The organism is Paenibacillus sp. Negev47 (assembly GCF_058313655.1).
This window is the reverse complement of the sequence record NZ_CM177754.1, coordinates 5,117,913-5,130,371: the sequence shown is the minus strand read 5'-3', so window position 1 is coordinate 5,130,371 and position 12,459 is coordinate 5,117,913. Positions and strand designations below refer to the sequence as shown.

General features: G+C 46.6%; 14 protein-coding genes. 13 read left to right on the top strand and 1 reads right to left on the bottom strand.

What is annotated here, in order from left to right:
• Positions 1–9: 9 nt before the first annotated feature.
• Positions 10–1,305, bottom strand: coding sequence for an Nramp family divalent metal transporter (locus AC4G47_RS23205; protein WP_036669231.1), 1,296 nt, complete (start codon positions 1,303–1,305; stop codon positions 10–12).
• Between the two features lie 400 nt (positions 1,306–1,705).
• On the opposite strand from AC4G47_RS23205, the gene AC4G47_RS23200 reads away from it, so the two are divergent.
• From AC4G47_RS23200 to AC4G47_RS23140, 13 genes are all read left to right on the top strand, one after another.
• Positions 1,706–2,125, top strand: a complete 420-nt coding sequence (locus AC4G47_RS23200; protein ID WP_458125753.1) for an organic hydroperoxide resistance protein — start codon at positions 1,706–1,708, stop codon at positions 2,123–2,125.
• A 211-nt stretch (positions 2,126–2,336) separates the two neighbouring features.
• Entirely contained in the window at positions 2,337–2,582 is a 246-nt protein-coding gene (locus AC4G47_RS23195; RefSeq protein ID WP_024629326.1) for a zinc ribbon domain-containing protein, read from the top strand.
• A gap of 99 nt (positions 2,583–2,681) precedes the next feature.
• Entirely contained in the window at positions 2,682–2,960 is a 279-nt protein-coding gene (locus AC4G47_RS23190; RefSeq protein WP_458125755.1) for a hypothetical protein, read from the top strand.
• Positions 2,961–3,099: 139 nt separating this feature from the next.
• Complete coding sequence (locus tag AC4G47_RS23185; protein ID WP_491102919.1) at positions 3,100–3,522, top strand: thiol-disulfide oxidoreductase DCC family protein; 423 nt, start codon at positions 3,100–3,102, stop codon at positions 3,520–3,522.
• Positions 3,523–3,583: 61 nt separating this feature from the next.
• Positions 3,584–4,447, top strand: coding sequence for a DUF6612 family protein (locus AC4G47_RS23180; protein WP_458125756.1), 864 nt, complete (start codon positions 3,584–3,586; stop codon positions 4,445–4,447).
• Between the two features lie 211 nt (positions 4,448–4,658).
• On the top strand, positions 4,659–5,042 hold the full coding sequence (locus AC4G47_RS23175) for a VOC family protein (RefSeq protein WP_062833131.1): 384 nt from the start codon (positions 4,659–4,661) through the stop codon (positions 5,040–5,042).
• A 162-nt stretch (positions 5,043–5,204) separates the two neighbouring features.
• On the top strand, positions 5,205–6,425 hold the full coding sequence (locus AC4G47_RS23170; RefSeq protein ID WP_491102917.1) for a nucleotide-binding protein: 1,221 nt from the start codon (positions 5,205–5,207) through the stop codon (positions 6,423–6,425).
• The gene (locus AC4G47_RS23165; RefSeq protein WP_458127185.1) at positions 6,422–7,726 is read left to right on the top strand and encodes a TadA family conjugal transfer-associated ATPase; all 1,305 of its coding nucleotides are present in this window, start codon (positions 6,422–6,424) and stop codon (positions 7,724–7,726) included. The genes AC4G47_RS23170 and AC4G47_RS23165 overlap by 4 nt, the downstream gene beginning before the upstream one ends.
• 19 nt (positions 7,727–7,745) lie before the next feature.
• Complete coding sequence (locus AC4G47_RS23160) at positions 7,746–8,510, top strand: type II secretion system F family protein (RefSeq protein WP_491102915.1); 765 nt, start codon at positions 7,746–7,748, stop codon at positions 8,508–8,510.
• A gap of 12 nt (positions 8,511–8,522) precedes the next feature.
• Positions 8,523–9,392 (top strand): type II secretion system F family protein, encoded by an 870-nt coding sequence (locus AC4G47_RS23155; protein ID WP_491102914.1) that lies wholly within the window; start codon positions 8,523–8,525, stop codon positions 9,390–9,392.
• Between the two features lie 11 nt (positions 9,393–9,403).
• On the top strand, positions 9,404–9,595 hold the full coding sequence (locus AC4G47_RS23150) for a Flp1 family type IVb pilin (RefSeq protein WP_336759555.1): 192 nt from the start codon (positions 9,404–9,406) through the stop codon (positions 9,593–9,595).
• A complete protein-coding gene (locus AC4G47_RS23145) occupies positions 9,576–10,253 on the top strand; it encodes a TadE/TadG family type IV pilus assembly protein (RefSeq protein ID WP_491102913.1) in 678 nt (225 codons plus the stop codon). Before AC4G47_RS23150 ends, AC4G47_RS23145 begins: the two co-directional genes overlap by 20 nt.
• Positions 10,234–12,459, top strand: a complete 2,226-nt coding sequence (locus tag AC4G47_RS23140; protein WP_491102912.1) for a hypothetical protein — start codon at positions 10,234–10,236, stop codon at positions 12,457–12,459. Before AC4G47_RS23145 ends, AC4G47_RS23140 begins: the two co-directional genes overlap by 20 nt.

The following is a 12,459-nucleotide window of genomic DNA, read 5'->3' as shown; positions in this document are numbered from 1 at the left end:
AGAATGAGATTAGAACAACCGGATCGTCTGAATGATCAGATATACATTTAGCACAACGATAATAGCGGCAATGACCCATGAGATGATTTTGAGCCATAATTTGTTGGCGAATGCACCCATGCTTTTTTTATCACTCGTGAACATCACCAGGGGGATGACAGCAAAAGGTAATTGAAGAGACAGCACGACCTGGCTCAAAATGAGCAGTTCTTCTGTGCCATGTTCTCCTGCGATGGCTGTAACAATTACAGCAGGGATGATGGCGATCAGACGTGTGACCAGTCTACGCAGCCATGCTGGAATTCGAATATTCAGGAAACCTTCCATGACAATCTGCCCAGCGAGTGTACCTGTAAGAGTAGAGTTCTGACCTGATGCCAACAGCGCCACACCGAAAAGGATACTTGCAACAGTAGTACCTAATAGAGGTGTCAGCAGATGATAGGCATCAGCGATCTCCGCAACCTGCGTCATGCCGGCACTGTGGAATACAGCGGCAGATACAATCAGAATGGCCGCATTGATGAACAGAGCCAGTGTCAGCGCGATTGTAGAATCCATGGTCGAGTACCGAATGGCTTCTTTTTTACCCTGCGGTGTCTGTTCGATCTGACGGGTCTGTACTATGGAAGAATGCAGGTATAGATTATGCGGCATCACGGTTGCTCCGATAATACCGATGGCGATATAGAGCATGGCCGGGTTTTGCAAAATCTCGACATTGGGTACAAAACCATGGAGAACGCCGCCCATATCCGGCTTCGCCAGAAACAGGTCGATGCCGAAACAGAGGGCAATGGTCGCCATCAGCACAATGACGAGAGTTTCCAGAGCGCGGAAGCCTTTGTTCTGCAGTACAAGGATCAATAGTACATCGACTGCGGTGATGATAACGCCGTATAACATAGGAATGTTAAATAACAGCTTTAACGCGATGGCAGAACCAATGACTTCTGCCAGATCGGTGGCTGCAATGGCAAGCTCACACAGAATCCATAACATCATGACGACAGGCATGCTGAAGCGTTCGCGACAGGCTTGAGCCAGATCCCGTCCAGTGACAATTCCGAGCTTGCCAGCCAATGATTGAAGTACAACGGCCATCAGGTTCGAGAGCAGGATGACGGATAACAAGGTATACCCAAACTGTGAGCCGCCTGCGATATCTGTTGCCCAGTTGCCGGGGTCCATGTAACCTACGGCAACGAGGTACCCTGGGCCTACAAAAGCGAGGAATTTCTTCCACCATGCAGCATTCTGCGGGACTTTCATCGAGCTATGTGCTTCTCCAAGAGAAGGGGCCATGCCCGCAGTAGACAATGATTCACTTGAAGGCGCGTTGAACGGATTTTTTTTACTCATACGATAATCACCTGACTTTAAAATTATTGATTTTGAAATATTGATGCGGGACGAACCGCTCATGATATATCTAAATTTTTATGTTTATTGTTACATTGTACTCCTTCAATTATTTTTGTCTAGTGCAACTTTTGTGTATCAGGACAAAATTTCGAATGAAGCTTAAAAATGCTCTTTCGTACATTACCCAACCTCAGGAAAAATACAGCGATGGAAGCTAATATGCATGAAAATGATAAAGATGTAAAAGCTGATAAAGATATAAAATGCGTTTCAAAATGAGCCAGAAGTTTAAATTGAAATGAAGGCAGTTAAAACTATATGGATAAGGGAGAGATTCTTAATGGAAGCTTTATATACAGCAGTAGCGACAGTAAAAGGTGGACGTACAGGTTCGGTGACTTCTTCGGATGGCGTGCTCAAGCATGATCTGAAAATGCCAAAAGAGCTTGGTGGTTCCGGTGGTGAAGGTACCAACCCTGAGCAACTCTTTGCCGCTGGATATGGAGCATGTTATGAAAGTGCCCTTGCCAATGTAGCACGTAAAGCAGGTGTGAAATTGGAGAATGTGGTCGTTACAAGTAACGTATCCATTGGTAAAGACCCCGCGGATGACGGTTTCCAGCTGTCTGTTCGTCTGGACGTGAGCATGCCTGGTGTGGATCACACTCAAGCAGAGGATCTGGCCCGCAAGGCACATGATTTCTGTCCGTATTCCAAAGCAACACGCGGCAACATTGATGTTGTATTAAACGTAGTCTAAGACCTGACTCCCGGTAGTAACGGGAGAAGTTATAGAGCAGGGTATCCTGGATACCTGATGTTCAAATACAGAGCCCTGCTGGCAATCGGCAGGGTTTTGTGATGGTTATAATACATGAACATGATGCAGGAGATTAGATATCAGATCTCGTACTATTTTACATAATTGCAATCCCACTTGATGCTACACATTCCTTAAAGGGGGAACAAAGATGAGTATTGAAGAGATGATTGAGCGGCGATTTGTATGTACGAAATGCAGGGGGACGGATTGTAACATTAAGGAAGTTTCCATGTCAGGAGCAGGCCTGAGCAAAATGTTTGATATCCAGCATAACCACTACCTGTTCGTGGCCTGTTCCTCCTGCGGGTATGTTGAAGTTTTCGATCCGGATGTCTTGAAAGGGAAAAAACAGGGGCAGGTGGGGACAATTCTGGATATTCTGTTTGGCGGGTAGACATGCGTGAGTTGACATTGAACTGAATTTTCTTTAATATGACTTAGTACTGAGTAGTGTCATTGCATGAACCAAATTTGAATTAAACAGGTGATATCCATGTCTTATAGACCGCGTATTGCAGATTTAGAATTAGCTTATGGTAACAAGGAAGACGGATTGTATGAATTTAAAATGAAATTGGTAGACGGTACAAAATGCCGTGTATTCTACTCCCGTTCTCCGGAATGGAAAATGACCACTATCAGCCGTCTGCAGAAAACGCCTTGTCCAGTATGTCGCAAAGATTTCATTTGCAAATGTATGGACCAATGGGCAACTGACCTGCATCAACAGATGATCGATGACCAATGGATGGATAAGGCAGTTACGGAGTAATTGTCGGACAGATACGAGCGTGGGCACAATGCCTGCGCTCTTTTTCTTTTTATTTCCTATCAATAAAATATGGCATTAGTGAACAAGATGGCTCAGAGTGGGTAAGTTACTCTAACCGTAACAATAGGAGGCAGCCAATATGACAGCAAATCAAACGGATGTGCATCAGGGACATCCCATCGTACTGGTGGATGGCGTCTGCCACTTCTGTCAGGGATTAACCAAGTGGATTATCAAGCGTGACCCGGAAGGGAAATATCATTTTGCTTCGCTCCAATCCGATGTAGCCAAGGAATTGCTGGAGAAAGGCAATCTGTCGACAGACAGTATGGACACCTTTGTGCTGATCGAAAATGGAAAATACTATACACGTTCGACCGCCGCGCTGCGATTGGCCAAAGGTCTGAAGTTTCCTTATCCGTTGTTATATGTGTTTATTATCGTTCCGAAATTTATTCGTAATGCAATCTACAACTGGGTTGCGCGTAACCGTTATCGCTGGTTTGGCAAGGACGAAGCGTGCATGTTGCCTACCCCAGAGATCAAAGATCGATTTTTGTGATTAATAACGGAAATAATTGGGTAATGACAATAGATCATATCTAATTTGGGAGGACAACAACTTGAAGAAGTGGACTACATTATTTATCGGGGCATTATTAGCAGTAAGCTTGGCAGCATGCGGTAACGACACAGATAATACGGCAACGCCGCCAGCGACTAACAACGAAACGACTAACGAGGGCAATACACCTGCAGAGCAGGAGACAAAGATTCCTACCCTGGACGAATTGATTACCAAAACCAATGCAGCTACGAAAGACATAAAAAGCTTCACAACTGAAGCAAACATTGATCAGAATCTGAAACTGGATGCTGGTGAACAGTCCCAGGATCAACAGGTTAAAACATCGCTCAAGATGGATATTATCAAAGATCCAATGATGATCTATCAAGAGATGAATATGGAAATGTCGGGACAGGAAGCTCAGAACGTGAAGCAGTATATCACTTCGGACAAAATCTACTCCCAAGTTGGAGATCAATGGGTTGCGATTCCTGAAGCTCAAACGACTGAATTGATTGAGCAGATGAAAGCAAGCATGAATCCCGAAGGTGAATTGGAGCAATTCAAAAAGATCGAAGAAGATACTGAAGTGACTGAAGAAGGCGACAATTATGTGATTAACGCTGACGTATCCGGTGATAACGTGAAGGAACTGGCCAAAGCTGTAATGGAGCAAAACGGATCGGATGCCCAGATGCAAGCCATGCTTGATCAGATGAATATTACTAGCATGAAGATGAAATATATGATCAACAAAGAAACCTACCTGCCTGCAAGTACGGACGTAACCATGGTCATGGAGATGGAACAGAATGGACAGAAAATGACGATGGACATGAAGATGACCAGTGCATTTTCTAACCACGATCAAGTGGAAGAGATCAAGATTCCACAAGAAGCATTGGATAGCGCAAAATAATTTGGTTATGCCAAAGGATATGTTGAAGATGATTTAATGCGGTAAGCGAGCATTGATGCATGTCGTTTGCATGGCACCTCTGAACTAGATCTGTGTGAGCCGAGAGGTTTACCGGATTAGAATCAGAGGTGCTTTTCTTTTTGGCGGGGATATGGTCAGGGTTCAAGGTGATATAGTATAGTCATGTATAATTAGGGAGGGGATATCAAACATGATTGAATATGCACACATCCACCACGTTAGTCTGGCTGTACGTGATCTGGAAATCGCGAAAAAGTTCTATTCGGGGTTGCTCGGAATGCAGGAGATTGAGCGTCCTGCTTTTCGCTCCACAGGCACATGGTACGCTATCGGAAGTCAGCAACTTCATCTGCTCCAACACCCGGAGGGTCACACGCTGCGCGAGGCTGGTATTGATACAACAGACGGTCACTTTGCGATCTGGGTCACCAGTTATTCAGGGACTATAGCTTGGCTGGAGCAGCAGGGAATTGAGTATGAAGCGAGACCTGACAGTGTGGCTGGATTCGCACAGATTTTTGTACTTGATCCTGACCGTAACATCATTGAGTTCGATTCACCGTATCACTCTTAAGGAAAAAAGGGTTAGAATAAATCCCTTGCTCCACCAGAAATTGTATGCTATATTATCCATACATTCATAGCACGTGACGGAAGCACCGTCCATATACTGCATGTTCATGCGGTTATTGGACGGTGCTTTTTTGTGCTGTTTTTGCAGGGAGGGAAGGAGAAATTGATTGTACTGAAGGCAGTATTGGTTTCCAAAGACAGAGATTACATTAGTGCCTGGCTTGATTATGTACAGGGAAGTTCGTCAGGTTTCAAAGTGCGTTTTACGGCCTTCTCCCAATGGGATTCATTCAGAGATCACATGAACGAGCAGCAGGAAGGTCGGGAGATGCCGGATCTGGTCGTTGCGGAACCGGAATTTCTGAACAACTGGCTGAGCAACGGTGGAGAAGCATCGGGTGTACCTTGGCTAATGCTGAGTGAAGGGCTGGAAGAGGTGGATGAGACGAAGCGGCTGATGAAATACCAACCCTTGCCAACGTTACTGGAGGCTGTGATGAATGCTTGCCGGCAGCCGCGCCGCAAGAAAATTCATCGTCCGGGGCAGGAGACTCTCTCCATCGGTGTAGTGTCCGCTTCGGGTGGGAGTGGCAAAACGGCAGTGTCCTTGCACATGGCGAAGCAGTTGGGGCTCGCGGGTTATGCTGTACTCTATCTTAATCTGGAGACACTGGATAGCACGCTTCCGTTTCTGGAGAAGGGACTTTCTAGAAGTGGGCAACGCAACCCGGATGCGGAGACGGGGTTGTCACGCCTGCTTTACGATCTGAAGGTGGGCAGGAAGGAATCAGGCAAGCAGTTACAGGTGCAATCCAAGGCTGTGGATGGATATGTGATTCGGCACGAAGCGCTGAAGTCTGATGTATTCTGGCCGTTATCGAATCGGAAGGAAATGCTGCAGATGACCCGTGAGGATACGTCGAATCTGCTTCGTTATTTGACCGAATGCGGACAATATGACGTGCTCATTCTCGATGGTGATTCGGGCTGGGATGGACGCAGCGAAGGGGTGTTCGATGCAGCAGATGCCTTTGTCTGGTTAGTTGAAGATGATGTAACTGCCATGCATCGGTGGGGACAGTGGTTACAGCATGTCGAGCGTACCAAGCCAGATGTGTACGAGAACGTGTTGGATCGTTCATGCTTCGTGGTCAATAAATATCGGGACAATGTCGTTAATGCACTTCCGCGATCTGATCTGCATCTGGATGCAGTGTTGCCATATATCCCTTCATGGAAGCAGCTTAGTCAGGAAGAAGTCATGCTTAGTTCTCCGATCTTCCAGCGGGAAGTGAAAAAATTATGTGCCATGCTGGTACAAGATGGAGAAGAAGAATTGAAGCAGACGGGGCGAATTCAGAAGCAGGATCGGTGGGCGTTATGACGGATTCATCCAATCGAATACTGGATCGTGAAGAACAGTTCCAGATTATGCGCAGGGAGGTCAGGGCTGGCCTCGATTTGACCTCTTCCGCAGGAGACGATGAACTATGGCAAGGGATAGAACGCAAAGTTCTCAGTGATCCGAAGCTGGATGATCTGACCTCCGGGGAGCGTCATACACTGGTACAGCGATTATTTGACTCCTTTCGGGGATTGGATATTCTGCAGCCACTCGTGGATCATCCCGATATTACAGAAATTATGATCAATAGTCACAAGGAGATTTTTGTGGAGCAAGAAGGTGAGGTCAGTCAGGTCACCCTTGAATTTGAGTCCAAGGAACGCCTGGAGGACATCATTCAGATGATTGTGTCCGGGGTGAACCGGATTGTGAATGAGTCTTCTCCGATCGTGGATGCCCGGTTAAAGGATGGTTCACGGGTCAATATCGTATTGCCTCCCATTGCTCTGAAAGGCCCCACGATGACCATTCGTAAATTCCCGAGTGAGCCGATGAAGATGTCTGATCTGATTGAAAAGGGAGCCCTGCATGAAGAAGCTGCAGAACTGCTGCAACAGTTGGTACGGAGCAAATACAACATCTTCATTGGAGGTGGTACTGGTTCCGGGAAAACGACCTTTCTGAATGCACTATCCCAGTTCATCCCTGCCGATGAGCGGATTATTACAATTGAAGATTCGGCTGAGTTACAGATTGTAACGGTACCGAATCTGGTGTCACTGGAGACTCGGAATGCGAATACCGAGGGCAAAGGGCAGATATCTATTCGGGATCTGATCAAGTCCTCCTTACGGATGCGCCCGAACCGGATTGTGATTGGTGAAGTAAGGGGCGCAGAAGCGCTGGATATGTTACAGGCAATGAACACTGGGCACGATGGAAGCTTGTCTACAGGGCATGCCAATACCATCTCGGATATGATCAGCAGACTCGAAACGATGGTGCTCAGTGGTGCGGATCTTCCCATTGCGGTTGTACGACAGCAGATTAGTTCGGCAATCGATATATTTGTACATTTATCTCGACTAAGGGACCGTTCACGGCGGGTGACAGAGATCAGTGAAGTGATCGGTACGCAGGACGGTGAGGTCTTGCTGAATCCACTGTTTCGTTTCCAGGAACATGAAGAGAGGGAAGGCAAAATTATTGGCGGGTTAGTACAGGTTGGAAAGTTGAATCAGATCGACAAAATTCAGATGGCTGGGCTCGGGGAATGGCTGAATGAATACATAGGAAAATATAATATTGAATCGGATTCATCAGATAACAACGTGAATTAAAGCTATTGGAAGGTGATTAATGTTGGGTGAAACCAGACAGATGTTGACGGATTACACCGTATATACGCTTTCCCGGAGACAACGAATGGTCTCTATGCTGATTAGTGGTCTGCTGTTCTTTGGAGTCGGACTTCTGTTCTATCACCACTGGTTGGCGGGAGCGATGCTGGCTGCAGGCTGCATATGGGTACCAAAACACTGGACTAAGGTAATGCTGGAACGAAGAAGAATGACGCTCAGTTTACATTTTAAGCAAGCGTTATATGCATTGTCTTCTGCACTGGCTGCAGGAAAATCAGTGGAAAATGGATTCAAGGAATCGGTGGAGGATTTGCGGATGCTGAACCCGGAAGCGGATACCGACCTGATTCGTGAGTTCACAATATTGCGGACACGTTTGGAGTATGGACAACCGATTGAAGAGGCGCTACAGGATTTTTCGGATCGGGCGCAGATTGAGGATATTACGAATTTTGCAGACGTGTTTATTACATGCAAACGAACTGGCGGGGACCTGGTTGAGGTCGTGCGTCGTACATCTGCGGTGATTGGTGAGAAGCTCGACATTCAACAGGATATTATGGTCGCGGTATCACAGAAAAAGTTCGAATCAAAGGTGATGTTTGCAGCTCCGTTTATTTTTCTGATATTTCTGAATCTGACCGCCAAGGATTTTATGGAGCCGTTGTATAGCGGGATGGGTTACCTCATCTCTAGTGGTGCCTTGGCAGTACTCGCCTGCTGTTATCTGTGGATTACTCGCATTATGGATATCAAAGTATAAGGAGCTGAAATGATGCTGCTTCCCGTGATAGTCGGAGGGATGCTCGGAGCGGGATGGCTGGTGCTGGATCGAACCCGGGGGCAGACTTATCGCCATCTGCGCAAGCTGGATATGGAAGGATTGCGACTGAAGAAACTGCATGGTCCCTTCCTGTTTATCCTGGAAAAGTTTGAAATCGGGCGTAGATTGCCTGTAGTCATGTTTCGGATGCAACATGCCATTCAAAAAATGTATGGCATCCAGCACAGTGGGGAGAAAACAATGCTCTATTGCGCTGAAATGCTGACCTACACATGGCTCATGTTACTGGTAGGTTGTTTGTTAACACTCGTTGGAGATATGGGCATCGGAGGCATGGTGGGTGGACTCGCGCTAGGAATCGCTTTACCTTTTGCACTCTATAAAGACCTCAATACGAAGGTGCAGCGCAGAGATCAGGATATCCTTATGGAGCTGCCTGAACTGCTGAACCGGATTGTTCTGCTGGTTGGCGCAGGCGAGACCGTGCAACGTGCCATCGTTCACTGTGTGACAAGCCAGGGGGAACGGAATCATCCGCTGTACAACGAACTCAGAAAGACGGTGGGAGATTGGAATAACGGTTATTCGTTTCAACAATCATTTGAACAGTTCAGCCGCCGCTGCGGTGTGCAGGAAGTGACGATTTTTACAACAACGGTACTGCTCAATTTCCGGCGTGGGGGAGGTGACTTTGTATTGGCGCTGCGGGATCTGTCACATGTGTTGTGGGAGAAACGCAAGGCTGTCAGTCGGGCGAAGGGAGAACAGGCTTCTTCCAAACTGGTGTTTCCGATGGTGCTAATCTTTTTTACGATCGTGGTCATGATCGGGGCACCTGCTTTTATGATGATGAATATGTAGGAGGAATTGGGATGATGGACGTGTTGAAAAACAAGGTAAATGCATTTTGGAAGGAAGAGGACGGACTCGGCACATTGGAGCTGATTCTGATTATCGGGGTTATTATCATTATTGCTTTGATTTTTAAAGACCAAATAACGGCACTAATCAAGTCTCTTCTTAGCAAAGTGGATACAAAAAGTAATGAATTTTTCCCGGGTTAACAGGCTGAAGAAGGAAGAAGGGAGCTTCACCGTTGAAGCCTCCCTAATCTTCCCTGTCGTGCTGTTTATTCTTGTGTTGTTGCTCTTTTTTACCATGTACATGTATCAAAAGACATTTCTGAATCAACATGCCTATGCGGCTTCCGAACGTGCAGCTTATAGCTGGGACAACAGCCACAAGCAGGCAATGACTGGTGAATTTGTCGCTGGAGAACATGACAATCTGTACTGGAGGCTGAAGGATGATCGTATGCTCGGCGCACTGTTTGGTTGGGTGGGAGCGGATAATCAGGTCAGCGTTTCTGTACCTGCTGGTGAGGGAGGAAGTCTCTCGGAACAGAAATTATCGCAAGCGGTTCAACATATATCTTCGGCCATGAAAGGAACAATTGAATATCAGAATTCTCTGACTCAGAGGAAGATAACGACCAAGCTGGATCAAGTGATTTCTCTGCCTCTTCCGTCTTTTTTGTTCGATTCAGGTAACCGTGTGCAGACTCAGGGATCATCCGCAGTTGTTGAACCGGTTGAATTCATTCGAACGGTAGATCTGGTTCGTTATTACGCAGCCAAGTTTAAAGGCAAGGGCGGAACAGCGACCACTACGGCTGCAGAAGCCGGACAGGTCGTGCAGCATTTTGGCAAAAGCAAAAAGTGAACAAAGGAGGAGGGCAGATCTGTTTAGGAAAAAAGACGGTGAGTCGGGGGCTGTAACCCTTTTTTTGATATTAATATTGGCTGGAGTCTATATGTTTGTAGCTATATTTATTGATTACGCTCGTATAGCGGCATTCAAAGTGCAGACCGAACGAATGACACATGCTGCAATGAGATCCGTCATGTCAGCCTATGATACATCACTCCGGGAGTATGGTTTATTCGGGTATGGTGACAGCAGTGGGGATGCGATTATGGCTAAAGTGTTGAATGATAGTGTGAAGCCTTCATCCGTGAAAGATGGATTCCCTATTCTGGATATCCAGTGGGATACAACTTCGCTCAGCATGGAGCGTGAACTGGGAAGATACGATATATTTAATCGCCAGATTCAGGAGGATATGAAGTATCGGGCTCCGGTTGATTTTACCCTTGAAGTGATCAATCGTTTCAAACCGATGTCGGACGAGATGAAGGAAGCCGTGCACACGGTAGACTTGCTGAAAAAATTACAGAAATTATATGACAAGCGTGAAGAATTACTGGACGAGGCCATTGCTAATCAGACGGAATCTGCGGAGAAGCTGAAGAATCTTCCGAAGTTGATCATGAACCCGCCTTCACAGGCCATCTATGAAGAAATGTTGGAAGAAACACCAGAGACAGCTGCCGAAGCAGCGGCACGTTATGCAGATTATCTAAACAAGAAACGAGCAGATGAGGGACTTCCGTTCAGAGAGCAACAATACATATTGGAACTGGCGCGTTATCGGACGGGTGTGAGTAATGTGGTGACAGGCATCAGCATGATCATACAGCCCGCGTTACAGGCCCATCAAACGAAGCTGGACGAAGCGCAGTCCAAGATCGAAGAAGCGCGCAAGATGAATGAGGAAATGAAATGTGTGATTGCAGAGGGGGAGAACCGTTCACAGAATGCCAGCTATGACAACGTGGGAAACTCAAATCTGCCTGGAACCAGTCCTGCATCTACAGGATCAGGGAGTGAAGCCAAAAGCACACGTTCCCTCGCTTCTGAACTTGTGAGGGCAGATGGCCTATTTGATCAGTTGAAGGCACGTGTGGATTCACAAAATTCGGACTTCTCTAACGTCAGAAGAGACAACATGGAGTTGAATACTCAGCTCCGCAACGTTACGGGCATGAGTGGGGTTCCGATTAAACCCGCCGTCAGACAGGCAAGTCAGATTACGGAACGTTATATGGATACCTATGTGCGTAATGGTCCTGCCAACCTCATCCTCCAGAGTAAGCAACAGCTGGAGAGTGGTCGAGGTGCGGATGCCCAGCGCAAAGCAAATGACAAAGAATCCAAAGGGAAGTTGAAGGAAGTTAAACGGATCTTGTCACAGATTGAAAAAGGAAGTTCTGGTTCCATGGACGCTTTCAAACAGCTTGAGGAGTATTACAACGCTAATATTGCTTTTAACGAGGCTAGTCGTGAGGAAGCCAAAAAGGCAGAGATTGCTGCTGATCCCTATGACTCTGGTGGGGATGCCATGAAGGGAATGGACAGTTTGTTCGGCGGGATGTCCGGTTTGCTGGATAGCCTTGGCGATGAATTATTTCAGAATGAGTATGCCCTTGCCTATTTTAACTCCATGGATTTTGGTCAGTTATTTACCTGGACTGAAGGTGGAGATGCCGGTGATGTCTTCAAATTGGAGAATCAGGAACTGGAGTATATCGTATACGGGTTTCATAATCCTTCGGGTAACATTGCTGCGGCATATGCGGAGATCTTTGGGATGCGGCTGGCTATTCGGACGGCAGAAGGGTTAATTGAGCATAGCAAGCTGGGGAATCCACTTCTCGTGTTATCGGCAGCTATCTTGCACGGAATTACAAACGCCATTGCCGATATGGTGAAACTTGCGAAAGAAGGCAGTGTGGAATTGTCCAAGCATATCAAAGTCAAATTGACGTACAGGGATCATCTGCGATTGTTCCTCTTAATGCATAGCAACAATGAACTTAAAATGTCTAGAATGCTGGCTCTGATTCGATTGAATACCGGCGTAAATCCAGATGAGAAACAGACGTATGCTTCAGGTAATATGCGAAGTAGCGTCAAACTGTGGTTTCTGCCAGGGGTGGTTAGAAGCATAGGTGCAGTTATGGGGAGTGCGGATCAGGTTGAAGGTGGGCGATTTTTCATTGAGCGGAAGGCGGATTATTCCTATTGA